General features: G+C 70.3%; 18 protein-coding genes. 8 read left to right on the plus strand and 10 right to left on the minus strand.

Annotated features, from left to right (window positions below; all coding sequences use genetic code 11):
- Window positions 1–109: 109 nt before the first annotated feature.
- Complete coding sequence (locus NR810_RS14865; RefSeq protein WP_257453135.1) at window positions 110–2,935, plus strand: kelch repeat-containing protein; 2,826 nt, start codon at window positions 110–112, stop codon at window positions 2,933–2,935.
- An 80-nt stretch (window positions 2,936–3,015) separates the two neighbouring features.
- Here NR810_RS14865 and NR810_RS14870 read toward each other — a convergent pair whose 3' ends face one another.
- A complete protein-coding gene (locus NR810_RS14870; RefSeq protein WP_257453137.1) occupies window positions 3,016–5,049 on the minus strand; it encodes a serine hydrolase domain-containing protein in 2,034 nt (677 codons plus the stop codon).
- A 79-nt stretch (window positions 5,050–5,128) separates the two neighbouring features.
- On the minus strand, window positions 5,129–6,493 hold the full coding sequence (locus NR810_RS14875; protein WP_257453150.1) for a sigma 54-interacting transcriptional regulator: 1,365 nt from the start codon (window positions 6,491–6,493) through the stop codon (window positions 5,129–5,131).
- A gap of 36 nt (window positions 6,494–6,529) precedes the next feature.
- Here NR810_RS14875 and NR810_RS14880 point away from each other — a divergent pair, with 36 nt between their 5' ends.
- Window positions 6,530–9,211, plus strand: a complete 2,682-nt coding sequence (locus tag NR810_RS14880) for an amidohydrolase family protein (protein WP_257453153.1) — start codon at window positions 6,530–6,532, stop codon at window positions 9,209–9,211.
- Between the two features lie 65 nt (window positions 9,212–9,276).
- On the opposite strand, the gene NR810_RS14885 is transcribed toward NR810_RS14880, so the two are convergent.
- Window positions 9,277–10,851 carry a ligand-binding sensor domain-containing protein gene (locus tag NR810_RS14885; RefSeq protein WP_257453155.1) on the minus strand — a complete coding sequence of 525 codons (1,575 nt, stop codon included), beginning with the start codon at window positions 10,849–10,851 and terminating at the stop codon, window positions 9,277–9,279.
- Between the two features lie 202 nt (window positions 10,852–11,053).
- Between NR810_RS14885 and NR810_RS14890 the strand changes: the two genes are divergently transcribed.
- On the plus strand, window positions 11,054–11,758 hold the full coding sequence (locus tag NR810_RS14890; protein WP_257453158.1) for a class I SAM-dependent methyltransferase: 705 nt from the start codon (window positions 11,054–11,056) through the stop codon (window positions 11,756–11,758).
- Between the two features lie 22 nt (window positions 11,759–11,780).
- Here the strand turns inward: NR810_RS14890 and NR810_RS14895 are convergent, their stop codons facing one another.
- From NR810_RS14895 to NR810_RS14910, 4 genes are all read right to left on the minus strand, one after another.
- The gene (locus NR810_RS14895) at window positions 11,781–13,646 is read right to left on the minus strand and encodes a hypothetical protein (RefSeq protein WP_257453161.1); all 1,866 of its coding nucleotides are present in this window, start codon (window positions 13,644–13,646) and stop codon (window positions 11,781–11,783) included.
- A 60-nt stretch (window positions 13,647–13,706) separates the two neighbouring features.
- Entirely contained in the window at window positions 13,707–14,399 is a 693-nt protein-coding gene (locus tag NR810_RS14900) for a response regulator transcription factor (RefSeq protein WP_257453163.1), read from the minus strand.
- A complete protein-coding gene (locus NR810_RS14905; RefSeq protein WP_257453166.1) occupies window positions 14,396–15,919 on the minus strand; it encodes a sensor histidine kinase in 1,524 nt (507 codons plus the stop codon). Before NR810_RS14905 ends, NR810_RS14900 begins: the two co-directional genes overlap by 4 nt.
- An 87-nt stretch (window positions 15,920–16,006) precedes the next feature.
- Window positions 16,007–16,567 (minus strand): hypothetical protein, encoded by a 561-nt coding sequence (locus tag NR810_RS14910; protein ID WP_257453169.1) that lies wholly within the window; start codon window positions 16,565–16,567, stop codon window positions 16,007–16,009.
- A gap of 159 nt (window positions 16,568–16,726) precedes the next feature.
- Between NR810_RS14910 and NR810_RS14915 the strand changes: the two genes are divergently transcribed.
- On the plus strand, window positions 16,727–17,728 hold the full coding sequence (locus tag NR810_RS14915; protein ID WP_257453171.1) for an NAD(P)H-dependent glycerol-3-phosphate dehydrogenase: 1,002 nt from the start codon (window positions 16,727–16,729) through the stop codon (window positions 17,726–17,728).
- A 19-nt stretch (window positions 17,729–17,747) separates the two neighbouring features.
- On the opposite strand, the gene NR810_RS14920 is transcribed toward NR810_RS14915, so the two are convergent.
- Window positions 17,748–18,182 (minus strand): hypothetical protein, encoded by a 435-nt coding sequence (locus NR810_RS14920; protein WP_204229316.1) that lies wholly within the window; start codon window positions 18,180–18,182, stop codon window positions 17,748–17,750.
- Between the two features lie 61 nt (window positions 18,183–18,243).
- On the minus strand, window positions 18,244–19,998 hold the full coding sequence (gene hflX / locus NR810_RS14925; protein ID WP_257453182.1) for a GTPase HflX: 1,755 nt from the start codon (window positions 19,996–19,998) through the stop codon (window positions 18,244–18,246).
- Between the two features lie 247 nt (window positions 19,999–20,245).
- Between hflX and proB the strand changes: the two genes are divergently transcribed.
- Complete coding sequence (proB, locus tag NR810_RS14930; protein WP_407653782.1) at window positions 20,246–21,373, plus strand: glutamate 5-kinase; 1,128 nt, start codon at window positions 20,246–20,248, stop codon at window positions 21,371–21,373.
- A gap of 19 nt (window positions 21,374–21,392) precedes the next feature.
- Here the strand turns inward: proB and NR810_RS14935 are convergent, their stop codons facing one another.
- Window positions 21,393–21,866 (minus strand): hypothetical protein, encoded by a 474-nt coding sequence (locus NR810_RS14935; protein ID WP_257453194.1) that lies wholly within the window; start codon window positions 21,864–21,866, stop codon window positions 21,393–21,395.
- A 336-nt stretch (window positions 21,867–22,202) separates the two neighbouring features.
- Between NR810_RS14935 and NR810_RS14940 the strand changes: the two genes are divergently transcribed.
- The 3 genes from NR810_RS14940 to NR810_RS14950 are packed head-to-tail and all read left to right on the plus strand — an operon-like array spanning window position 22,203 to window position 25,778.
- On the plus strand, window positions 22,203–23,222 hold the full coding sequence (locus NR810_RS14940) for a helix-turn-helix transcriptional regulator (RefSeq protein ID WP_257453196.1): 1,020 nt from the start codon (window positions 22,203–22,205) through the stop codon (window positions 23,220–23,222).
- On the plus strand, window positions 23,219–24,142 hold the full coding sequence (locus NR810_RS14945) for a helix-turn-helix transcriptional regulator (RefSeq protein WP_257453198.1): 924 nt from the start codon (window positions 23,219–23,221) through the stop codon (window positions 24,140–24,142). Before NR810_RS14940 ends, NR810_RS14945 begins: the two co-directional genes overlap by 4 nt.
- Window positions 24,143–24,149: 7 nt before the next feature.
- On the plus strand, window positions 24,150–25,778 hold the full coding sequence (locus tag NR810_RS14950; RefSeq protein WP_257453208.1) for an FHA domain-containing protein: 1,629 nt from the start codon (window positions 24,150–24,152) through the stop codon (window positions 25,776–25,778).
- Window positions 25,779–25,879 lie beyond the last annotated feature (101 nt).

The following is a 25,879-nucleotide window of genomic DNA, read 5'->3' on the forward strand; positions in this document are numbered from 1 at the left end:
GATTGAGTCGGCCGTACGCGGACAATCACGGGAGTGCCGAGAACGAGGCGAGGGGTTAGAGGACCCCATCGCCGTGGTCCGTCCCAGCCAAGAGAGGGGAGGGGTATGGATGCTGTCTGATACCCTGGAGAAGTGTCTGAGCGGCATCCGTGGCCGGATGCTGTGTGTCCTGGGTGCGTTGCTGCTCACCGCGTGCACCGGCGATCTGTCTTTGGATGCGGAGACCGTCCCGCCTCCGCTGCCCAAGGCGTTGGCACCGAGCCCCCTCGTGAGCACGCGCCCACCAGGGGTGGTCAGCACCAACAAGGTGCTCATCCTGGACAGCACGGTCATCCATGGCGAAGACAGCATGGAGGCCAACGAGGCCAGGAACCTGGGCTACGCGGTGGATGTCGTCAGCGAGGCGCAGTGGGCCGCGATGACCGCGGCGGACTTCGCCTCCTATCGCGCCATCATCCTCGGGGATGCCTCGTGCGCCGGCCTGACGGTGGTGCAGGCGGCGGTGAACAACCGCAACGTGTGGGGCCCCATCGTCGATGGCAACGTCATCATCGTGGGCACCGACTTCGTGCACCACTATGAGTACACGGGCACGCGCAACTCCATCGCGTTCGCCGCCTTTCAGACGGGCAAGACGGGCGCCTACATCAGCCTGAGCTGCTACTACCACGGCATCCAATCCAACACGCAGGTGAAGCTGCTCGAGCCGTTCGGTGGTTTCACCGTGACGGGCGTGGGCTGTTACGACGCCGCCCACATCGTGGCCCAGCATGATGCGCTCAATGGCCTGACGGATCGCCAGCTGTCCGGCTGGAACTGCTCCGTGCACGAGGCCTTCGATGTCTATCCGGATGCCGACTTCACGGCGCTGGTGATTGCCCTGGATCGGGACTCGACCATGGGCCCGCGCTGGCCCGGCTCGCGGGACTTCGCGGATGGCTCGCATGGTGTGCCCTACATCCTGGCGCGGGGTGCCACGCCCGTGATGTGTGGTGACGGGGTGGTGCAGTACCCCGAGGAGTGCGATGCCGGCAAGGCGACGAATGGTACCCCGGGCACGGCGTGCTCGGCCGTGTGCCGCCTGCACTGGTGCGGTGACGGCGTGTTGGATCCGGGCGAGGAGTGCGACACCGGCGCCAGCAATGGTACGGGTTCCTGCTCTGCCTCGTGCCGGTCCTCCGGCGGTCCCGTCGCGCGTGCTCCGGTGGCCCGCTGCAAGGACCTGGACGTGACGGCTGGCGAGCTCTGCGGTACCGGCTCGGTGGACAATGGCTCCTACGATCCGGATGGGGACCTGCGCTCCTGCACCCAGACGCCGGAGGGCCCCTTCGGGCCTGGCACCACCACGGTGACGCTGACGTGCGTGGACCAGACCAACCTGCGCTCCTCCTGCACGGCGCGGGTGAAGGTGACCGACAGCACGGCTCCGACCCTCTACTGCCCGGAGGACAGGATGGCCGAGTGCTCCGAGGATCTGACGATCGACCCGGGCCAGGCGGTCGCCATCGACAACTGTGGCGAGGTGAGCGTGAGCGCCGACCGGGGTCCGGGCAGCTTCCCGCCGGGCTCCACGACGGTGACGCACACCGCGAAGGATTCCTCCGGGAACACCGCCATCTGCACCAGCACGGTGAAGGTGCTGGACACCCAGGCTCCCATCGTGGCGCTGCTGGGTGACTCCACGGTGACCGTGGAGTGTCTGACCCCGTACGTCGAGCCCGGCGTGGACGTCTACGACGCATGCCTGGGAGACCTGAGTGCCCAGGCGACCGTCTCCGGCTTCGTCAATACGAAGGTGCCGGGCACGTACACGCTCACCTACGCGGTGAAGGACTCGTCCGGCAACGTCGGTAGCGAGACCCGCACGGTAAATGTCGTTCCGGGCCCCTCTGGCACCTGTGACACGACGGGTGGCGATGACAAGGGCTGGGTGCTCACGGGCGGCATGGCCCTGCCTCGCCTGCATCACTCCGCCACGCTGCTCGGGGATGGCCGTGTGCTGGTGGCGGGTGGCTACAACGTCACCTCGGAGGTGTACGACCCGGACGCCAAGGCCTGGTCGGCCACGGGCAACACCCTCACCACCCACCGCGGCCACACGGCCACGCGGCTGCGGGATGGGGGGGTGCTGGTGGCGGGTGGTGGCCAGGACGTGTTCTCCGGCATCACCGCGGAGCTGTACGTCCCGTCGCGGGGCCAGTGGGAATCGGCCGGCAGGCTGAACCAGCTGCGCTTCAACCACGCCGCGGTCCTGCTGCTCGACGGCAAGGTGCTGGTGGCCGGTGGTGGCTCCGAGGAGTATGGCGGCGGTGTGCTGGCCTCGGCCGAGCTGTATGACCCGGCCCTGGGCACCTGGTCGTTCACCGGCGGCATGAGCACGGCCCGGCGCTTCCACACCCTGACCCTGCTGGCCAACGGCAAGGTGCTGGTGACGGGCGGCCTGGATGCCTCCGGCGCGCGCGTCTCCTCGGCGGAGCTGTATGACCCCGCCACCGGCGAGTGGACGGCCGTGGCCGGCATGGGCACGGGCCGCGCGTACCACTCGGCCACCCTGCTGCAGAATGGCAAGGTGCTGGTGGCTGGCGGCGCGGGCCTCGATGTGCCGCTCAGCGCCTCGGCGGAGCTGTTCGACCCGGCCACCAACACCTGGTCGTCCACCGGCGCCATGGGCTCGCCGCGCCGGTACCACTCGGCCACCGGGCTGAAGGACGGCAAGGTGCTGGTGGCGGGCGGCTACCACGACGCCCTGGGCATCCTGTACTCGGCCGAGCTGTATGACCCGGCCACGGGGACCTGGAGCTCCACGACGGCCATGAACGTGGACCGCTTCCAGCACACGGCCACGCTGCTGGACAACGGCACGGTGCTCGCGGTGGGCGGAGCCAGCAACCACGACCAGGCCTCGTCGGAGGTCTACAACCCGGCGAACCCGTAACGGGAGTTTCCACGGGCTTTCATTCGGGGGCGCGAGGCTCCTGGGACCTTCCCAGGGCCCGCGCCCCCTGTGTTTTCACGTCACGGGTTGCCGGAGGCCTGCGCCGCCTGCTTCTCGAAGACGTAGCGCAGCTGCGGCAGCTCGAGCACGAGCGTGGTGCGCTCCGCCTCCTTCCTGGACTGGAGCTCGGTGCCGGCCATCGGCGGATCCAAGAGGACGAGCGTGCGCGTGCCGTCCTTCTCCTGCTTCTCGCCCAGGGTGCTGCGCCACTCGCCCGCGTCGAGCACCGCGCCCGAGCCCTCGACGCGCAGGGTGACGCGTCCGAGGTCCGCGTTGTGCCAGGTGCCGGCCAGGGTCTTCACCCAGGCCAGGTCGGGCTTCGCGCGGACGGGGGCCAGCTCCTTCTCGTACTGCTCGCGCCGGTTCTTCAGGGCGAAGTCGAGCTGGGCGCGGGCCTCGTCGCGGCCGTCGAAGAGCAGCTCCAGGAACCTGCGGCGGACGGCGTCGCGGAAGGGGCCATCCCCCTGGACGTTGGTGAGCAGGACGACGCCCACGTTGGCCTCGGGCAGGAAGAACATGTCCGAGCTGAAGCCCAGTGTGTTGCCTCCATGGTGGATGACGTGGGCGCCGTGGTCGTCGTCCACCATGAGTCCCAGCCCGTAGCTCATGGTATCGGTGATCTTCACCTGCGGCTCGCGGCGCGCGAGCATGTTGGCCTCGGAGACGAGCCGCTGGCCCTCGGGCGTGAGGCCCCTGGAGAGCTCGACCATCAGGTAGCGCTCCATGTCCCGGAGGTTGGACCAGGCGCCGCCGGCGGGACGGACCGGGACGATGATCTCATCCTGGGACAGGGGCAGGGGGGTGTAGCCGAGCGCGAGGGTCATCCCATGCGGCGAGGCGTGGTCCTGCTTCGCCGCGCGGGCGAAGTCGAAGGTGGTGGACTTCATGCCCAGGGCATCGAAGACGCGCGTCTGCATCACGCGGTCGTACGCCTGGCCGAGCGGGAGCCTGGGCTCGGCGGCGTGCGCGGCCATGTAGCCACCGGCCGTCACCATGGGGTTGCTGTACTGGAAGGTCTCGCCGATGCCCGTGGTGGGCTTCATCCGCCGCATCTCGGCGATGCGCTGCTCGCCGGTGACTCCCGCGTACTCGAAGACCATCTCCATGTCCTGGCGCGGCATGCCGGTGCAGGCGCACACGGTGTTACGCAGGGTGAGCTTCTTCGTCACCTCGGCGTCGGCGAGCGAGAAGTCGGGCAGGAGCCGGGTGGCGGGGGTGTCCCAGCCGAAGAGGCCCTCGTCCACCAGCCGCGCCATCATCAGCGTGGTGAGCGACTTGCTCGTGGAGCCGATGAGGAAGAGCGTCTCCGGCGTCACCGGCTCCGGCTTGCCGAGCTCCCGCGTCCCGAAGCCCTTCTCGAGGAGGACCCGGTTGCCCTGGACGACGGCGACGGCCACGCCCGGAATCTTCATCGTCTGGCGGGCCTGCTCGATGAAGGACTCGAAGGACTGGAGGCGCTCGGCGGTCAGCGGCAGCGGGGCCTTGCCGGCGAAGGACTCCTCGGCGAGCCGGGCCGACTTGAAGCCGAGGAAGATTTGCGCGGCCTGGGCCCTCCGGCGATCCATGGCGGCCGCGGCGCCCTCCAGGAGGACGACGTAGTTGGTGTCACCCTTGCGCCGGGCGAGGCCGACGACCACGCGCGCCTCCTGCGACGAGGGCTCGTAGGTGTTCTGGAAGATCTCGTCCCATCCGTCCTGCGCGGGCGGGTGGACCGCGTGCTTCACGGGGAGGGTGAAGCCGGGCCGGGTCTGCTTCCAGGCGGCGTCGATGGCGCGCTCGGCAGAGGGTCCTGGCACCTCCAGCAGGGTGAGGCGGAGCTGCCGCTCGGGGTCCTCGAGCAGCAGGCGCCCGTCCTGCTCGGTGACGTACCACCCGGCGGACACGGTGAAGGGCGTGCTCGAGGCTGTCCTCATGGGCGTGGCCGCGTCCAGCTTCCGGCCGGTGGGGGCGGGGGAGGCGGCCTGGGACACCGGGGGTGGGGAGGCCGGAGCGACGGTGCTCTGGGCCGCGGTACACGAGGTGAGCAGGAGCAGGGGCAGGGCGCGGATGCGCATGGATTGCGGGTCTCCGGGAAGGGCGGGCTGCTTCGCCAGGTTCGCCGGTAGAACGCATGGGGTGGCATCCGATTTCCTTTCAGTCCCCCTCGCTCTGCACCAGCCCGTACTTGTGCAGCAGTGAGTAGAGGTGCTTGCGGTCCAGCTCGGCCTCGCGCGCGGCGCGGGCGATGTTTCCCTTGGTGCGTTGGAGCAACCGCGTGAGGTACTCGCGCTCGAAGGCCCGCACCAGCTCGTCCTTGCACCTCTTGAAGGGGCCCGAGTACTCCACCGGGAGCGACTCGCCCGAGGGATCGGACACCTCGGGCGTGGGCTCGCGCAGCAGCCCCTCCAAGGCCATCTCCGGCAGGTCCGCCATGTGCCGGGCGCGCTCGATGGCGTTGCGCAGCTCGCGCACGTTGCCCGGCCACGTGTGTCCGAGGAACTGCTCGCGCACCTTCTCCAGCAGCCGGTCCCACAGCCCCTGCCCGCCGAAGGCATCCACCAGCAGGGGAAGGTCCTCCTTGCGGTCGCGCAGGGGCGGCAGTGTCACCGTGAAGACGGACAGCCGGAAGTACAGGTCCTCTCGGAAGCGGCCCGCCTGTGTCTCCGCCCAGAGGTCCTTCTTGCTCGCCACGATGATGCGCGCGTCGAAGGACACCGGCGTCGAGGCGCCCAGCCGGTGGAACTCCCGGTCCTCGAGGGCGCGCAGCAGCTTGGGCTGCAGGTCCATCGCCAGGTCGTCGATCTCATCCAGGAAGAGCGTGCCACCGTGGGCCCGCTCCAGGCAGCCGATGCGCTGGCCCACCGCGCCGGTGAAGGCGCCCTTCTCGTGGCCGAAGAGCTCGCTCTCGATGAGCGAGTCCGACACCGAGGCGCAGTCGAACACCACCAGCGGCCCCGAGGCCCTCGGTGAGAGCTTGTGCAACGCCTTGGTCGCGGCGCCCTTGCCCGCGCCCGTCTCGCCCACCAGCAGCACCGTGGAGTCCGTGGGGGCGATGCGCTGGAGGAGCGCGAAGATCTGCCGCATCGGCACGCTGCGGCCCACCAGCTCGCCGAGCCGGTCCTCGACCGAGGGGGCGATCTCCACCGGGGCCACCTGGGGGCTGAAGCGCAGCCGCACGTCGCCCACCTCGATGAGGGCACCGGGGCGCAGGTAGGCCTCGCGCACCTGGGCACCATCGAGGAAGGTGCCGTTGGTGGAGCCGAGGTCCTGCACGAGGAAGCGGTCCCCCTGGCGGCGCACCAGCAGGTGGTTGCGGCTGACGGTGGGGTGGTCGATGACGACGTCGTTGTCCGGCGCCTTGCCGATGCGCAGGGTCTCGCCGCTGAGCGGGAAGACGGTGCCGGCGTGCTCGGTATCCAGCAACACCAGGTGGAATTGCTGTGCCGCGAGCCTGTCTCCACGAGCCCGCTCGCCGAGGAGGGTATGGGTGGGGATGGGGGTGTTGGGGGCGGATGACATGGGCGGGTGCGATTCTACCGTGATACGAGGGCGGCCATGCGCTATCGCCACCTCTCCCTGTTGTTATTGACCTCTTGCGCGACCGTCTCCACCAGCGCTTCGTCCCCGTCCGAGCCCACCGCGAAGGGGGCTTCCTCTCCCGCGCGCGTGTGGCGCCAGGAGCGAGCGGTGGTGGTGCGGCATGCCACGGTGATGCCCGCCTCGGGCCCGGCCATCGAGGACGGGGCCATTGCCTTCGCGGACGGGAAGATCCTGGCCGTGGGGCGTAACGCGGATGTGACCACTCCGCCCGGGGCCGAGGAGGTGGACGGTACGGGCCTCTATGTGACTCCCGGTATCATTGACTCGCACAGCCACCTGGGCGTGTATGCCTCGCCGGATACCAGCTCCACCAGCGACGGGAACGAGGCCACCGCCCCGGTGACGGCGGAGATCTCCGCCGAGCACGGCTTCTGGCCGCAGGACCCGGGGCTGCGCCGCGCGGTGGCCGGTGGAGTCACCTCCCTGCTGGTGCTGCCGGGCAGCGCCAACCTCATTGGCGGGCGCGGCTTCCCGGTGAAGCTGCACTTCGGCCGCTCGGCGGCGGAGATGCGCTTTCCCGGAGCGAAGGACGGCCTGAAGATGGCTTGCGGCGAGAATCCCCGCCGGGTGTACGGAGCCTTTCAGCGGCGTGCCCCCTCCACGCGCATGGGCAACGTGGCCGGCTTCCGGCAGGCCTTCTCCCGGGCGCGCGAGTACATGGAGAAGTGGGACGCTTGGGAAAAGAAGAAGGGGAAGGAGGCCGGGCCCGCCCCGCTCCGGGACTTGCAGCAGGAGTCGCTGGTGGAGGTGATGCGCGGCAACATCCTCGTGCAGAACCACTGCTACCGCGCGGACGAGATGGCGGTGATGCTCCAGGTGGCCGACGAGTTCGGCTTCTCCATCCGCTCCTTCCACCACGCGCTGGAGGCCTACAAGCTGCGCGACCAGCTGGCGGCGAAGAACGTGGCGGTGTCCACGTGGGCGGACTGGTGGGGCTTCAAGATGGAGGCCTGGGATGGGATTCCCCAGAACGCGGGCCTGGTGTCGCAGGCGGGAGGGCGTGCCGTCATCCACTCGGACTCGGCGCTGGGCATCCAGCGGCTCAACCAGGAGGCGGGCAAGGCGATGTGGCGGGCGCGCGAGTCCGGCATCCCCATCACCGAGGAGGAGGCGCTGCGCTGGGTGACGCTGCACCCCGCGTGGGTGATGGGCGTGGAAGACAGGACGGGCTCGCTGGAGAAGGGGAAGATGGCGGACGTGGTGTTGTGGAAGAACCACCCGCTCTCCGTGTACGCCCGCGCGCAACGTGTCTGGGCGGACGGTGTCGTCACCTATGACGTGACGAGCGGCCCCCTGGATGCGAGCGACTTCGAGGCGGGAGAGCGCGCCGGGGCCTCGGCGAGGCTGGTGGCGCAGCCCTCGGCCGTGCCGGCCCTGAAGGACGCGGGGCTCGACACCCGGTGCGACCCCATGAAGGACGCGGCCTGTGTCCGGCCGCTGGAGGTGAAGGCCGGCACGTGCACGGCGTTCCAGGACGTGGCCGTCCTCTCCAACGGTACGTGGCAGGCGCACGCCTCGGTGCTGGTGGAGAACGGGAAGGTGACGCGGGTGCGGACGGGGGCGCTCGACGCGCTGCCCGCGGGGTGCCGCTCGGTGGAGGGCAAGGGCCGGGTGCTGGCGCCGGGCTTCGTGGATCCGCTCACCGGCCTGGGCGTGGTGGAGGTGGGGGCAGAGGAGTCCTCGGTGGACGACACCCTGCGGGGCGAGGCGGCCAGGGAGCCCATCCGGGCGGCGCTGCGCATCGTCGACGGCTTCAACCCCGCCGCGGAGACGCTCCCCGTGGCGCGGCTGGGCGGGGTGGTCGCGGCGGGCGTGATTCCGTCGGGCGGGCTGGTGTCCGGGCAGAGCGCGTGGGTGACGACGGACGGCTCGGTGCGCCGCGCGCCGCTGGCCCTGCACATCCAACTGGGGCTCTCCGGCCGTGACGCGGTGTCCGGCTCGCGCGCCCTGATGCTGGAGCGCCTGCGCGAGGTGCTGTTCGATGCGCGCGCGTACAACACCCGGAAGAGTGAGTTCGAGCAGAACCGGATGCGCGCGCTGGCCGCGAGCCGGCTGGACTTGGAGGCGCTGCAGCCCGCGCTGGCGGGCACGATGCCGGTGGTGGTGACGGCCAACCGGGTGTCGGACATCCGCGCGGCGTTGGCGCTCGGGCGCGAGTTCGGGCTGAAGCTGATCATCGCCGGTGGGCGCGAGGCGTGGATGGTGGCGCCGGAGCTGGCGGCGGCGAAGGTGCCCGTGGTGGTGCAGCCCACGCAGAACCTGCCCTCGACATTCGAGGGGCTGAACAGCCGGTTGGACTCGGCGGCGCTGCTGAATGGGGCGGGGGTGAAGGTGCTCATCTCCACGCTGGGTGAGACGCACATGGTGCGGACGCTGGCGCAGGAGGCGGGCAACGCGGTGGCGTGGGGCCTGCCGTACGCGGACGCGCTGCGAGCCATCACCTCCAACGTGACGGAGGCCTTCGGATTGGAGGGGGGCCAGGTGGCGCCGGGTCAGGTGGCGGATCTGGTGTTGTGGAATGGAGACCCGCTGGATGTGAGCAGCCGGCCGCTGGGAATGTGGGTGGGAGGGAAGCAGGTGCCGCTCACCAGCCGTCAGCAGGCGCTGTTCGAGAAGTACCAGAAGCTGGCGAAGTAGGGTCCAGGAGCGACCGGGTTCCCCTCCATGAAGGCAAGAGGGGAACCCGGCCTGCTCACGGTGCCTCAGTTCCCGGTGTAGATGCCGACGGCACCGGGGATGCGGTTCTCGTCGCTGCCGAGGAAGCCCACGAGGATGCGGCGGCCGGAGCCCTGGCCGTGGACCTGGATGTCGGAGATGCGGCTGGAGCAGAGCCGGGTGCCGAACTCGATGCAGTAGGTCCGCACGCCGCCGTTCTGCACCCGGTAGAGGGCGCCGATCCAGCGGGCGCCGGTCCACACGCTGCCGTCGAGCGAGTCCACGGCCACGGCGGACAGCTGGGGGACGCCCACGCTGACGTAGTGGACGTCACCGCCCTCGGCGTTCATTCGCGCGAGCCCCTTGCTGAACGAGCTCACCCAGATGGTGTTGTCGTCCGCCACGGCCAGGCCGGACACGTTGTCGTCCACGCGCTCGTTGGGCTTGGGAGCGCCCGGCTCGCCCACCTTGTCCGGCCAGAGGTCGAAGCGGTTCCAGATGTAGGGGGCATCCTCCGTCTGGGACTGAGCGGTCCAGTAGTCGCGGCCGTTGGTGCCGTAGCGGAAGCGCGTGGTGCGGTTGGAGCCGCCGAAGAAGACATCGCCGCTGGAGTGGACCGCCACACCGTAATAGGCGTCGGTGAGGAGGACGTAGTCACCCTTGTCGTTGAGGGCGTTGATGGCGGGGTGCACGTGCTCCAAGACGCCGGCGCAGGAGAGCTGCCCGTTGCAGGTGTTGTTGCCGGTGAAGCGCGCGTCGCCGCGGGCGAAGCCGTGGTTGCCGCCGAACCAGACGCTCTGCGTGTTCTTGTCGTACGCGATGCGCAGGATGTTGCAGAGCTTCTCGCGGCCGCGCTTCTCGGCGCTCACCACGTTCGGACCGGAGAAGATGTCGTAGTGGACCACCTCGAGGGTGCCGTCCGCGCGCAGCGTCACCTTGTCCGCGTCACCGCTCTTGTAGCGGGACGGATCCGGGGCGATGCCGTCATCGCGGTCCCAGTTGTCCTCGCAGTGGTCCTTGCCCTTGCCGGGCCGGCCCTCGTAGCCCACGAAGACGGTGCCGGCCGGGCCGCCCGCCACCGAGATGACCTTGAGGTACCTGGGCCCGGGCGCGTCGCTGCCGTCCGCCATGTAGCCGTAGGGGTGCAGCCCATCATCCATGGTGAAGCGCCGGTACTGCGTGGCGCCCGGCTGGAGCAGGAAGAGGCCGTCCTCGCCACCGGCCACCCAGACATTGCCCCCCTCGTCCGCCGACACCCCGTAGACGCGCCGGGGGCCGCCGTGCTGGGTGCCGAAGAACTGCCAGCCCGGGGGTGAGGTGAACTCGATGGCCTCCTCGGGAGGAGGCGGTGGAGTGCCCGCGTCGGGGGGAGGTGGCGTCCCCGCGTCGGCAGGCGGCGGCGTCCCCGCGTCCAGCGGCGGCGGAGTGCCCGCGTCGGGCGTTCCCCCACCATCCGTCCCCGCGTCGGGAGCCGGAACCGGCTTCGGTGTCTCCTCCTCGACCCGGGGAGAATCCAGTCCGGGGTTGCCGCGCTCCGACCGGTCATCCCCCGCCTGCTTGCAGCCCGCCCACATCGCGCCCGTCACGACGAGCGCCGTCGCCCACCGCCATCCACCCTTCATGCCCCTGCCCACCCGTTTCTGGTGAATCCGGGTACCTACGTGGCACCCCCAGCCCTCCGCTTCGCAAGCCCGATGCCAGCCCGGCTCCGCTCGAAGGAGGGCCGATGCGTCGGCTCCCGGACAGCGCGTGGGTAGCCTGGTGCCCAGGAATGGCAGGGTCCTGACCCCATGACGGCCCCAACCGTGCTACTCCGGAAGACCGATGGCCGGAAACGACGCGCGCGGCCGCACGCCGCTCTCCCTCGTCGGGCAGGAGCCCGACCTTGTCTTCTACACCCGCCAGGCGACCGAGCGTGGTGGGCCCGTACTGGTGCTGGGCTCGGCCACCGGACGCGTGGCCTGGTCGCTGGCCGAGCACGGGCTGTCCGTGCTGGGGGTGGACCCCTCGGAGCGGATGGTGCGTGCCGCCGAGGAGTCCCGGGCCTCGGTGTCGGCCGAGGTGGCCGGCCGCGTGCGCTTCCTCCTCGCGGATCCTCGCTCCCTGCGCGAGTCCGAGCGCTTCCCCGTGGTGCTCGCGCCCCAGAACGCCCTGGGGTTGATGGGCTCGCACGACGACCTCGAGGCCTTCCTGGCCACCGTGCGCCACCACCTCGTCCCCGGGGGCCTCTTCGTCTACGACGTGCTCAACCCTTCCACCGAGCCCGCTTCCTCGCAGAACCGCGACGATGATGACCCCGGCGCCGCGCTCGAGCCGCGCCGGCCGGGGTTCGCCTTCCACCTGCGCGAGCGCCGGCAGCCCGGCTCGCCGCTCGGCATCCGCCGCCTCAAGTTGAAGCCCTTCTCCGTGGAGGAGCTGGACGCGGCGATGGCGGCCAGCGGCCTCACCCCCCGCGAGCGCTACGGGCGCTTCGACGGCAAGCCGTTCGACCCCGAGGACTCGCGGCACATCGGCGTGGCGGAGGGGTAGGGCGCGTCCGCCAGCCCCGGGCTCAGAACCTGAACGCGGCGCCTCCGAGGAGGGCCGGTGCGGTGAGGAGCCGGCCCGGCGCGGGCTCGTGGAGGGTGTCGAGCTGTCCACGGACGAACAGGCGCAGGTGTTGCGTCACGTCCACCTGACCCTCGGCATACGCACCGAGGTCCGAAGGAGCCGAGAACCGGCCGCCGTGGCGCCACCCCAGGCCGAGCTCCGCGCGTCCACCCAGGACGAGCCCGAGCCGGAGCCGCTCTCCGAGGAGCAGCTCCGCGCCGGCCTCCGCGCCCAGCGTGGCGACGTGGACGCCATGGAGGGCGTCCAGCTCGGACTGGTGGAGGACCGCCTTGTACCCGAGCGCGTCCAGCGCGAGCGCGGCGAACACCCGCATCCGCTGCCGCTCGCCGAGGCTCGTCCCCAGCCGTGCGCGGACTCCGGCCACGGACAACGTGACTCCCAGCTTCCGGTCCATCACGAGGAACCGCGTGAGCCGCGCTGGAGCCAGCGCGACGCCGACGGCCAGGGTGCCGCCGCGGGCCGCGTCGTTGAGCTCGAAGCGCTGCTCCACGGGGGTGAAGCGGAGGTCGGCATGGGGCAGCCAGGCGCGCAGGCCACCTCCCACGGGGCCGGGAGCCATCGCGAGCGTCCCGTCGAGCGAGGCCCAGAGCAGGTACTCCGGGGTCCGCACGGAGTCCCACGCATCCTCTGGCACCACGGTCTCCCGGAGCAGGAACCGCATCCGGAGCAGGGCGTTCCAATCGGAGCGGGCACCGTGGAAGGCGCCTCCGTCGAGCTCGAACACGGGCCGGAGGATGGCGTCGTCGAAGCGCGGGGTGTCGTAGCGCGGCGCCGGCCTGGGGCTTCCCCCGACGGCCTCCGCTTCGCCCGGGCCGAAGACGGGCCGGCTCCGGCCGCAGGCGGCCCAGAGGGAGTAGTCCTCCTGACGAGGGAGCTCACCGCGGGCGATCAGCTCCTGGACGTAGCGGGCGTTGAACTCGTCGGGTCCGCGAGGGAAGCGCGCGGCGCGCCAGTAGTGCTCCCGGAACACCTCGCTGTCGAGCCTGGGGCAGTAGTCCCGCCACAGGTTGGTCCGGACCTCGCTCCAGCGCTTCGGGGTGAAGGCGGAGTTGTTGTAGCTCTCGTCGAACAGGGGGGAGACGTACTCGCGCCAGTCGAACGGGCGCGTCAGCCGCCATCCCCCGGAGGTCTTCTGGAGCCGCGGTTTCTCGTCCTGGCACAGGCTCCGGTAGAAGAGGAATCCCTGGTAGTTGGCCTCGAGGTCTCCGAACGAGAACACCCCCGTCGTCGCCAGGCCGAGGGAACCCCGCTCCGTGCCCACGCCGTACTGGATGATGCGCTCGAGGGCCTCGCGTTCAGGGACTCCCGCCTGACGCTCCTCGAGGAATTGCTGGTGGTACTTCCATCCCGATTGGAAGAAGTGGGAGAGCTTGTCCGCGCCCATGTGGACGCCGGCGACGTTGAACGTGGCCTTCACCCCGAAGGTGAGGCCCCAGTCCCAGAGCCGGTCATTGCGGTAGACGGACTCCTCCTTCTGGAAGCGTGCGTACGCCTCGTCGGCCGGCATCCGCTCGATGCGCGGCGTGTGCTCCGCCCAGAGCTCTATCTTGTGGAGCCCCGAGATGCGGAACCGCTGGTAGACGCGGTAGACGACGTCCTCGCACGAGGTGGCGTCCCAGTCCCCCCGATTCACGAGCTCCAGGGCTCCGAGAATCTCCCGGTTGACCTTCTCGTCGAGGACGCTCAGCGAGTCTCGGGGAGATCTGCCGATCGCGAAGTACTGGTCCGTCTCGGTCGCGTGGGCCGTTCCGATGCTTCCGGCCCACACGGCCAGGACGCCCAGCCATGTCCATGAATGTGCTGACACCACGCGCAACCTCATAGGGAGCGTTGACGGCAGCGTCAACTCTGTCCGATGGAGGACGTGTCAGCGCTCGAAGCGGTAGCCAAGCCCGCGGATGGTGAGGAAGTGGCGGGGCTCCTCGGGGTCGGGCTCCAGCTTGAGCCGCAGCTGGCGCATGAAGTTGTCCACCGTGCGCGCGCTGCCCTCGTAGTTGTAGCCCCAGGCGGCGCTCAGCAGCTCCTCGCGGTTGAAGGTGCGCCCCGGGTGGGCGAGGAAGTGGGCCAGCAGCTTGAACTCCTGCGCGGTGAGCTCCACGGGCTTGCCGCCGCGCGTCACCGTCTTGGCGGCCATGTCCACCTGGACGTCCGCGAAGGCGAGCGGTGGGGGCTGTCCGGCGGCCGGGTAGCGCCGGCGCAGCACGGCCTTGATGCGTGCCAGCAGCTCCTGCAACCCGAAGGGCTTGGCCACGTAGTCGTCCGCGCCCAGGTTGAGGCCGAGGATCTTGTCCATCTCCGCGCCCTTGGCGCTGAGCACCACCACGGGGGTGTCCCGGCCGCGCTGGCGCAGCTCCTTGAGCACCTCGAAGCCGTTGAGCTCGGGCATCATGACGTCCAGCACGAGCAGGTCCGGGGACTCGTCGAGCGCGCGCGCCAGTCCCTGCCGGCCATCCTGGGCCTGGAGGACCTCGTAGCCCTCGAACTTCAGGTTCATGGACAGCCCGGTGAGGATGGCCAGGTCGTCTTCCACCACCAGGATGCGTCGGGGCTTGTCGCTCATGCCTTTGCCACGGGGAGTTGGATGGTGAAGCGGCTGCCCTTGCCCGGCTCGCTCTTCACGGTGATGCGCCCGCCGTGAGCCTCCACGATGCGCTTGGTGATGGCCAGCCCCAATCCACTGCCCTCCGTCTTGCGGGTGAGCAGGTTGTCCACCCGGTAGAAGCGCTCGAAGATGCGTTTACGGTCCCGTGGCGAGATGCCCACGCCATGGTCCTCCACCGTCAGTCCCACCCATTTCCCCTGGGAGTGGACGGAGAGGGCGATGCGCTTGTCATCGCCGCTGTACTTGTAGGCGTTCTGCAGCAGGTTGAGCAGCGCGGCGGAGATGGCGTCGCGGTCCACCTGGATGGGGGGGAGCGCGTCGGGCACCTGCACGGTGAGTTGCATGTCGCCCTCCAGACGTTGGGCGCGGAAGGCGGCCACCGCGGTGTCCACCACGACGGCCACGGGCTGGATCTCCGGGTGGTACTCCTTGCGCCCGCTCTCGATGCGCGACCAGTCCAGCACCCGCTCGACGAGCGTGCTCAGCCGCTCCGTCTCCTGGGTGAGCATCTGCAGCACCTGCTGCGTCTGGGCGGGGTCCTTCACGCGGCCCAGGGCGAGCGTCTCGATGAACATGCGGATGGAGGTGACGGGGGTGCGCAGCTCGTGGCTCACCAGCGACACGAAGTCCGTCTTCATGCGCGACAGCTTGGCCTCGCGGTGCAGCACGCGGCCGGTGTAGACGACGCCGAAGGTGAGCGTGAGGTAGAAGAGCGCCATCAGCACCACGTACACCACGCGGTTGCGGGTGGAGGCGCGCGCCACGGGGTCCTCCCCGGTGGGCACCACGCCCAGCCGGAAGTCCTGCAGCGGTGGGGGCAGCACCTGATCGGCGAGCACCTGCGGCCCGAGCGCGCTGGCCCGGGCCTGGGCCACCTCGGCGGCCAGCTTGCCCATGAGCCCCTCGCCCACGGGCTCCTGGCGGCCGATGAGGACGAAGCGCACCGGCTCGCTGGACGTCACCTGGCTCTCGGCCCGCTCGGCGAGCAGCGCTTCCACCGCCTCCTGCGACAGGCGGACGCCGTGCACCACGTCTCCCCGTCGCTCGGCGGCGATGAGCACGGCGTGCCCGCCCACCATGAGGGAGAAGTGGGAGGTGACCGCCGGGAAGTGCGTGGACGAGAACCCCACGGCCTGCAGGGCCGCGGCGAGTTCCGTGTCCGCCGTGCGCACCTCCTTGCCCTCCACCTGGAAGGTGTCCTGGGTGGACAGGAGGCGTCCATCGGGGGCCATCAGCCGCGGCTTGCCCTCCACCAACTCGAAGTCCGAGGCCCTCAAGGCCGCGGGCAGATCCTCCTCGAGTGTCTCCAGCGTGCCCTGCCAGGCGGCCTCCAGGCGTTTCTCCACCGCGGCGCGCTCATTGATGATGGCCACCACGCCGAAGCCGGACAGCCCGGCCGACGGCAGCACGACCAGGATGATGAGCAGCGCGAAGGTGCGCCGGAAGCTGAGGATGACGGAGGGGGGTGAGCTCTGCACGGCCCCTCTCCTTTACTCCCACGGCGGGCCGTGTGCTCGCAGTGTGTGCCAGGACGTTCCCGGATGGGGGTGGGAGCGTGGCCCACCTCAGGGCAGGCTGGCGTCCGGAGCCGGGGCGGGGGGAGGCACGCCTGCCTGCATCAGGCGCTCGGGGGTGGTGGTGAAGAGCGTCAGGCGGGCGATGTCCAGCGCGCGCTCCTTGTCCTTGCCCAGCCAGGTGACGACGATGCCGCAGGGCGTGTCGTCGTCCCAGGTGGAGACCTGGAGCATGCCCGGGACGGGCTCGCGGCGGACGGCGGCCTTGCCCAGCGCGGGCACCTCGGTGCCTCCGGCGCGCAGCGCGGGGACGATCAGGTCCTGCACCTCGGTGCCCTCGGGACGCTTGCGGCAGTCATAGGCGATGGAGACGGCGGTGTCCTTCTGCTCCGCCGAGCGGAAGGTGCAGAGCGGACCGCACGTGGGGCACGGGCGCTCCTCCTTCAGGGAGAAGCCGGGCAGGGCCTCGCGCACCTCGGTGGACAGGAGCGCCTCGCAGGTGAGGGCGCTCGGAGGGGGGAGCATGCCGGCGTCCGCCGCTCCCGGAGCCCTCGAGCGGCATGCGCCGAGCGCCAGTGCCAGCATCACCGCCACGCCCCTGCCTGCCCTCATCCCTGGCTCCTCCTCGCGCACACCCGTGTGGAAGCGGCGGATGGTAGACCGACCCGCCCCCCACATGGCCATGAGGAAGTGTGGCGTGCTTTCTGTCCGACACGCGAGGGGGTGGACTAAGCTGCGCCCCCTTCCTCGCTCCCCCCGGAGATTCGTCTCATGCGCGCCAGTGTCATTGGTTCCGGCTCCTTTGGTACCGCCCTCGCCAACGTGCTCGCGGTCAACTGTGAGCAGGTGGGCTTGTGGGGCCGGGAGCCCGAGATCGTCGAGGCCATCAACACCCGCCACGAGAACCCCACCTACCTGCCGGGCATCCCCATCTCCGCGCGCGTCCGGGCCTCGACGCGCCTGGAGGAGGCGCTGACGGGGGCGGAGCTGGTGGTGCTGGCCACGCCCAGCCACGCCACGCGCGAGGTGGTGGCCAGGGCGCTGCCGTACCTGCCCCTGCACGCGCCGCTGGTGACGGTGGCCAAGGGCATCGAGAACGAGACGCTCCTGACGATGACGGAGCTGTTGGAGGACTGCCTGCCGGAGCAATACCACCCCTACATCGCCGTGCTCTCCGGCCCCAGCTTCGCCAAGGAGCTGGCGCAGCGCATGCCCACCGTCGTCACCATCGCCTCGCACTGGGAGAAGGTGGCCGTGCGTTGCCAGAAGGCGCTGCAGACGGAGACGTTCCGCTCCTACACCTCCAATGACGTGGTGGGGGTGCAGTACGGCGGGGCGCTGAAGAACGTCATCGCCATCGCCGCCGGCATGGCGGATGGGTTGGGCATGGGCCACAACGCCCGCGCGGCCATCATCACCCGGGGCCTGGCTGAAATCACCCGTCTGGCGGTGCGCAAGGGGGCCAACCCGCTCACGCTCTCGGGCCTGTCCGGCATGGGGGATCTGGTGCTCACCTGCACCGGCGAGCTCAGCCGCAACCGGCACGTGGGGATGGAGCTGGGCCGGGGCCGCTCGCTGGGGGAAATCCTCGGGGACATGAAGCAGGTGGCCGAGGGCGTGAAGACGGCGAAGAGCGCGCGCGACCTGTCGCGCAAGCTGGGCGTGGAGCTGCCCATCTGCGATCAGGTGTACGCCATCGCCTACGAGGGCAAGAACGCCCGCGCCGCGGTGGTGGAGCTGATGACACGTCAGCCCAAGTCCGAGCTGACGTGAGGCCGGGGCGGGAGGCGCCTCACCAGGTTCGCACGCCCACGCCCTTCACCCGCCACACGGTCTGACGCTGGGTGGTGGTGTGGGAGATGAGCACGCCATCCTGCTGCATCTGGTCCAGCAGGCGGACCAGCTTGCTGCGGTCGAGCCCGACGGCGCCGGCCAGCTCCGGGGTCTCCAGACCCGCCGGGTAGCGGCGCAGCTCGTCGACGATGAGCTTCTTGAACTCGGCCTTGGCCGCGCCGTCCATGTCCTGGGCCTTGGAGGCCTGGAGGATGGCGAGCGTCACCAGCCCGAGCACCAGCACGGCCAGGGCGGGGTAGACGAGGTGGCTGTTGCGCTCGAGCAGCTCGAAATAGTTCGGGTCCACCGACGAGGCGGGCTTCTCGAGCTCCGGCCCGATGCCGGGGATGTTGACCTGGGCGAGCAGCGACAGGGAGGACAATGAGAGCGGCATGAGCACGGCACCGGGACTGTAGAGTGCCCGGTGCCGGCCCGCAACCCTGGAACCCCGGAGGCTATGCCGCCCCGAGGCTCCGGGAGGACTCCTCGTCGGCCTGCCCGAGGTCCTCGGAGGCGTCCCCGGTGGTCTCCGCGAGGGAGTACGAGGCGTCCTCGGTGATGACGACGCCGAGGTTCTGCGAGGCGCCCTCGGCGAAGAGGGTGGTGTCGGCCTTGGCCAGCAGGGTGGCCAGACCCTCGCGCTGGATGGCGCTGATGGCCACGCCGCCGCGGGTGCGCAGCAGCGACTCCACCTCCTCGGGGGAGAGCTGATCCGCCTTGTTCCACACCATCATGCGCGGCTTCTGCATCAGCTCCAGCGACTCGAGGATGCCCTCGACGGCCTGCACCTGCTCGTCGCGGGCGGGGTCGCTCGCGTCCACCACGTGCAGGAGCAGATCCGCGTCGTACAGTTCCTCGAGCGTGGCGCGGAAGGCGGCCACCAGGTCCTTGGGCAGGTCCCTGATGAAGCCCACCGTGTCGGTGATGATGACCTCGCGCTCCTGGGGGAAGCGCAGGCGGCGGCTGGTGGGGTCCAACGTGGCGAAGAGCTTGTTCTCCGCCAGCACCTCGGAGCCGGTGATGGCGTTGAGGAGCGTGGACTTGCCCGCGTTGGTGTAGCCGACGATGGAGATGACGGGCAGGTCGCGCCGGTTGCGCTGGGCCCTGCGCACCTCGCGCTCACGCGAGAGCGAGTCGATGCGCTTCTCCAGATGGTTGATGCGATCGCGCGCGCGGCGGCGATCGATCTCGAGCTTCGTCTCACCGGGGCCGCGTCCGCCGATGCCGCCGGCCAGACGGCTGAGCGAGGTGTCACTCTGCACGAGCCGGGGCAGGCGGTACTTGAGCTGGGCCAGCTCGACCTGGAGCTTGCCCTCGGCGCTCTGCGCCCGCTGGGCGAAGATGTCGAGGATGAGCTGGGTGCGGTCGATGACCTTGAGGCTGGTGGCCTCGCTGATGTGACGGCCCTGCGAGGGGGTGAGGTCCTTGTCGAAGATGAGGACGTCGGCCATGGCCTGCATGGAGCGCAGGTTGAGGTCCTCGAGCTTGCCGCGGCCGATGAGGTAGCGGGGGTCGGCCTCACGGCGCATCTGCAGGACGCTGTCGAGCACCTCGACGCCAGCGGTGCGCGCGAGCTCCTTGAGCTCGGCGAGGCTGGCCTCGGCGTTGGCGCGGTTGCCGTCGAGGCACACGGCCACGAGGATGGCCTTGTCCCGGCCGCTCACGGTACGCGCGGCGGCCTTGCGGTTGAGCTCCTGCTCGAGCGCCTCGAGCGTGTCGAGCACATCGGGCTGGCCGTCGTGGACGCTGGGCAGGGTGGAGACGCTCCAGAAGTCACCGGTGCCATTCTCGGGCACGAGGTGGGCGTAGTGGAGGACGCCGGGCAGACCGGTCTCCCCCACGCCCACGGCGGCGACCATGTCCAGGCGCAGCAGCGCGAGGTCGGTGAGGTCGTCCTTGGTGAGCGGCTCGCTCTTGAGGTGGGTGTGCACCAGGCGCAGACCACGCAGACGCACCTGGCCGGCGCGGGCGCGGCCGATGTCCGGCAGCTCCAGCTTGTGGGCGTTGCCCACCACCACGTACTCGATCTCCCCCTTGCGGTTGAGGAGGACGCCGACCTGCCGGTTGGTCTCGCTCGACAGCTCGGTGAGATGGCGGGCGAGTTCCGGAGAGACAATCTCGTGAGGGGAGACGCGACGGCGGTAGGTGTTGCGCAGCCGGCTCTGCTCGCTTGCCTTGAGTCCCAGGGTGTTGCCGTAGATTTCCTTCAAAAGAGTCCTTCTCCCGCGCGGGTGGAAGGGCGTCCGCGCACCGCCATCGGTCTCGCCTTCAACCAGAGGATAGGGGCCTTCTGCCCCGGATTCACCCCAGACTGTTCCGCGGATCGATATCTGACAACACGCACTCGGGGCGCGTGCTTCCGGGTAGAGAGGGTATTGGCGAGATGTCCGCGGCCGGAAGCGGGGCCTGCCTGGTTGGCCTCGTGCTTGGGACGCGCTCTCCGTGTACCTTGGGCGTGTGAACCTCTCTGGACGAGACGCGGTGCGCGCTGCCCGGCGCGTGGTGGTGAAGATTGGAACCAACGCCCTGACGAACGCCACGGGCCGCTTCAACCGGGCCCATTTCGAGGCCCTGGGCGAGGATCTGCTCTGGGCGGCCCAGGGCCGGGAGCTGGTGGTGGTGTCCAGCGGTGCCATCGCCCTCGGCGTCGAGCGGCTGGGGCTGCCCGCCCGTCCCAAGGACATCCCCGGCAAGCAGGCGTGCGCGGCGGTGGGCCAGAGCCGTCTCATGCAGGCGTACGAGGAAGCCTTCGGCCGGGCGGATCGGCGCGTGGCCCAGGTGCTCCTCACCCACGGTGACGTGCAGGACCGGCGCCGCTACCTGAACGTGAAGCACGCGCTGGAGCGCCTCATCGAGGCCCAGGTGGTGCCCGTCATCAACGAGAACGACACCGTCTCCGTGGACGAGCTCAAGTTCGGTGACAACGACACCCTGGCGGGCCTGGTGGCGGGCGTGGTGGAGGCCGACGTGCTCATCGTCCTCTCGGACGTGGAGGGCCTCTTCACCGCCGACCCGCGCAAGAACCCGGACGCCCGGCTGCTCCCCCAGGTGGATGCCGTCACCCCCGAGCTGCTCGCCCTGGCCGGTGGCTCCGGCTCCCAGGTGGGCACCGGCGGCATGGCCACCAAGATTCGCGCCGCCGCCCGCGTCACGGAGCTCGGTGTCCGCTGCATCATCACCTCCGGCGCCGTGCCCGGCCGCCTGCGCTCCGCGCTATCTGGCGAGCCTGTGGGCACCCTCTTCGAGACCCCCGGCACCCGGCGCAGCGCGCGCATGGCGTGGATCGCCCACGCGCTCAAGCCCAAGGGGCGGCTCATCGTGGACGCGGGCGCTCGCGAGGCCATCGTCGTCGGCAAGCGCAGCCTGCTGCCCTCGGGCATCCGCTCCGTGGAGGGTGATTTCGGGCGGGGAGACCCGGTGGATCTCGTGGATGAGCAGGGGCAGGCATTCGCCCGCGGGCTCAGCTCCTATGAGGATGGGGAGCTGCGGCGCATCGCGGGGCTCAAGAGCGCCGACATCGAGTCGGTGCTCGGGTACCGGTACCTCGACGAGGCCGTGCACCGGGACGATCTGGCCGTGTTGTGAGGCTCGGCTGGGGTGGGCCTCAGATGGCGCGGCCGGAGCCGCGCTCCTCGGGATCCGCGGCCAGGTCCATCAGCGCCCGGAACTCCGGCGAGTCCACCTTCATGAGCAGCAGGGACACTTCCAGGTCGCCGGGGTAGCGGCCGAGCTGCACCTTGCGCTCCTGCCCGTGCAACAACGCCAGCTGCGAGTGCCCCTTCATCTCCGGAAGCACCAGATCCAGCTCCAGGCGGAACGTCTCGCCCTCGGCGGTGGGCGTCAGCACCAGCCGGTAGTCGGGCTCGCTCGCGCCCGGCTTGCGGCGCTCGGCGCGCACGGTGCGGCCCGTCTCTCCCAGCAGCTTCGGCTGGGCGACCAGCCGGCCCTCGCGCCGCACCTCCAGCGCGAAGTAGAGCGGCTCGGCCTGGGCCTGCCGGGGCGCGGCCGCCACGCAGACCAGTCCCACCGCCAGCGCCAGCCCGAGCCAGGCCTTCATGATGAGGGTGGAGCGCTTCATGGTGGGTCCTCTCCAGGTAGTGCGTTCCGCCCCTCCGCGGGGCATCCCGCCGGACGAGCCCGCCCCGGCCAGGCGCGCACGTCGTCGATTCCTAGGAATATCCCAGTTACGCGCCGCGTGCGAGTCCAGGGGCCGAGCACGCCTGCCCTCCGTTCACAAGTCGGTTTCGCTCGCCAAAAGACACACCTGCTCGCGTGTTCAGCAAAAAGCTGTTCAGACCCGCCGGGGCCGGGTAGATCCATGCGCTCGTACGGAGCGTGAGCGGGCGCGATCCCGCTGTCTCGGCTCCCTGCCTTGACCCGACCTGACGCTTTTGCGCATTGTCGAAACCTTCCGATGGACCGGACCGAACGCCTCCTCGATCTCGTCGCGCTGTTCCTGGACGCTCGGGAACCCATCTCCTGGGCGGAGCTGCGCGAGCACTTCCCCCACGACTACATGGGCATCTCCGACGACGCCGCCGAACGCAAGTTCGAGCGGGACAAAGCGGAACTGCTCGAATTGGGCTTCCCCCTCACCTACATCCAGGGCGATGACGAGCGGAGGGACGGCTACATCGTCAACCGCGACGCCTACTACCTGCCCGAGGTGGACCTCACCAAGGAGGAACTGGCCGTCCTCTACGCCGCGGGCAGCGCCGCGCTCACCTCCGGGGCCTTCCCGGGCCGGGACGACCTGTCGCACGCGCTGAGGAAGATCGGCTTCTTCGCCGGCAACGCGCTGCCCACCCCGCGCGTGCGCATGGAGCTGGGGACGGATCAGGCCAGCCCGCAGCTCGCCGCGCACCTGGAGGCGCTCTGGGAGGCGTGCGCCGGGCACAAGTGGGTGCAGATGACGTACGTGTCGCCCAAGCGCCCGGACTCCACCGAGCGCAAGGTGGACCCGTACGGGCTGGTGCTGCGCCGGGGCAGCTGGACGTTGGTGGGCTTCTGCCACCTGCGCCAGGATGTGCGCACCTTCCAGGTGCACCGCATCCGCACGCTCAAGGTGAACACCTCCCGGCCGCGCTCCCCGGACTTCGAGGTACCCGAGGGCTTCGCCTTCGACGACCACGTGGCCAGCTACCCCTGGCAGCACCGCTTCCACCCGCGCCTGGACGTGCGCCTGCGCCTCACGGGCGAGCTGGCCTCGCGCGCCGCCTCGCTCTTCCCGGGTGGCACCGTGGCCCCGGCCACGGAAGGGGAGGGTGTGCTCGTGGAGCTGCCGGTGACGTTCCTGGATGGCTTCCTGCGCTTCTGCCTGCAGCTCGGGCCCGCGTGCCGCGTGGAGTCCCCCGAGGAGGCCCGGACGCGGGTGAAGGAGATGGCCACGCGCATCCTCGAGAAGCACGGCGTCCGTGAGGAGGTGGCGGCATGAGCGTCCACGAGCGTCTGCGCCGCCTGCTGTTCCTCGTGCCCTACGTGTCCTCGCGCCCCGGCATCTCCGTGGAGGAGCTGGCGCGCGCCCTCAACGTCAGCCGGGAGCACCTGCTGGAGGACCTGGATCTGCTCACCTGCGTGGGCCGGCCGCCCTTCAACCCGGACGACTACATCGACATCTACGTCGAGAACGACCGCGTCTACGTGGACCTCGACCAGCGCCTGTCCGCGCCGCCGCGCCTCACCCTGGGCGAGGCCTCGGCCCTGGCCGCCTCGGCGGAGCTGCTGCGTCCGGCCGCGGGCGACGCGCTGAGCAGCGCCGTGGAGAAGCTCGAGCGCGTGCTGCCGCCGGGCACGCACGAGCGCTTCCGGGCGATGTACCGGAAGATCGACGCCGCGCTGGAGGCCCCGCAGGCGCTGGGGCCGCTCACCCGGGCCATCCACGCGCGGCTGGAGGTGACGTTCGACTACGTCACCCCCGGCCGGGGTGCTCCCGAGTCGCGCCGCGTCCGGCCCCACGAGCTGCTCAGCCACCGCGGCCAGTGGTACCTCCAGGCGTGGGACCTCAACCGTCAGGACGACCGGCTCTTCCGGGTGGACCGGATGGAGGGGCTGGCCGTCACCGACACCCCCTTCCAGCCCCGGGAGGACGCCCGTGCCCAGGTGCCCAACCCGGCCCGGACCGATGCGGCCGTCCGGGTACGCTTCTCCAAGCTGGTGGCGCCCTATCTCCGGGAGCGCTTCGGCGAGGACGCCCGCCTGCTCGCGGACGGAGGCGTCGAGGTGCGGGTCGCGGGCGACAATGAGCGCTGGTTGACGCAGTGGGTGCTATCGTTCGGCGGCGAGGCCGAGGTGCTCGAGCCCGCCTCGGCCCGTGCGGCCGTGGCCCGGGCGGCGAAGGCCGTGCTAGGAGTCTGAGGTTGCCATGAGCTTCCAGCTGACGATCGCCGAGGGCAAGGAGGCCGGGAAGGAGTTCACCTTCGAGCAGGACTCCGTCCTCATCGGCCGGGTCGCCGAGTGTGACGTCGTCCTGTACGACGCGGGCATCTCCCGCCGCCACTGCCGCGTCTTCTCCGAGGATGGCCAGTACTTCGTCGAGGACCTGGGCAGCTCCAACGGCACCCAGGTGAACGGTACGGCGGTGAAGGAGAAGCAGCCGCTGTCGGAGGGAGACAAGCTCTCGCTCGGGCCGGTGGTGTTCGTCTTCAAGCCGATGGGCGACGAGTTCGCCGCGCCGGAGCCGATCACCGACGCCAACGCCACGTTCGATGGCAACAGCACGCGCATCGTGTCCGTGGACGCGGTGGCGCGCCAGCGCAACCGCAACAAGGGCGAGGCCCTGGCGCCCGAGGGCGCCAACGAGGAGGACCTCGAGGAGGCACGGCTCAACACCACCCGCCCCATCCAGGCCCTCAACGTGCCGCGCACGGCCACCCGCCCCAGCCTGCCGGCCACCTCGTCCTCGAGCGCGCCTCCCCGTCCCACCCGCGCCGGTGGGCAGTCCGGCGCCGCCCTGGCACGCGCTCCGGCCTCGGCTCCCGAGGCTCCGCGCCGCCGTCCCACGTCCAACGCGGTGGCGCGCTCCGCCCCGGAGAAGGGGGGCGGACTGTCCGCCGCCGAGCGCGCCCGCATCCGGCGCGAGACTCCGGGTGTGTTGGCGCAGCTGAAGCTCTTCTGGATCGACGCCAGCGTCAACGTGCGCCGCGGCATCATCGGCGCGGCCGTGGTGATGGCACTGGGCCTCATGGGCGTCGTGTACTGGCTGGTGCTCGGAGGGGAGAAGCAGGTGCAGCGCGGTCCCGAGCCCACCACCCTCAGCTCCACGCCCATCGAGGACTCCTTCGGTCTGGGCGAGGGCGTGACGTGGGACAACTCGGACCAGAAGGTGTTCGACTGGGAGTACACCGCCGCGACCCGCGTGCTGGGCATCCTCCACTACCAGGCGCAGGGCATCTCCGACGGCGAGGTGGAGGTGACGGTCAACGGCGTGAACGTGGCCAAGGTGCCCGCGGACACGCTGGCCAGCCAGGATCGCATGCTCGAGGTGGTCATCCCCTGGCAGATCCTCAAGAAGGGCGAGACCAACCGCATCGTGTTCGACAACACGAAGAACCCGCCCGGGGAGGATCCCTGGCGCGTGTGGAACGTCTGGCTGGAGAAGGTGCTGCTGCCGGAGATTCCGCCCGAGCAGCTGTTGGACGAGGCGCGCAAGGCGTACAGCCGGGGCCGCAAGAACATGGAGACGGCGGCGGTGGGCGCGCGCAACCGCTACGAGGCGTGGAAGTCCTTCCGCGAGGCGTGGATGCTGCTGGAGGCCCACCCCGAGCCCAAGCCGGACCTCTACTTCGAGGCGCAGGAGCGCGTGAAGGATGCGCAGAAGGAGCTGGACCGCGTCTGCGCCAAGCTGATGCTGGAGGTGGAGAGCTACGTCAACCAGAGCAACTGGCAGGCGGCCTCGGCCACGCTGGACCATACCCGCCAGTACTTCCCGGGTGACTATGATCAGCGCTGCGCCTACATGGCGGAGATGAAGCGCGCCGAGCTCGGGCTGTAGCGGGGTTGTCCGTCAGCTGACGGTTCAACCGCCTCGGAGATGACCCCGGGGCGGGCTCCGGCGGTTGCCGGATCGCGCCTTCATTCCCACCCTTTCCTCAC

The sequence above is a fragment of the Archangium lipolyticum genome, assembly GCF_024623785.1.
Taxonomy (GTDB): Bacteria; Myxococcota; Myxococcia; order Myxococcales; family Myxococcaceae; genus Archangium; species Archangium lipolyticum.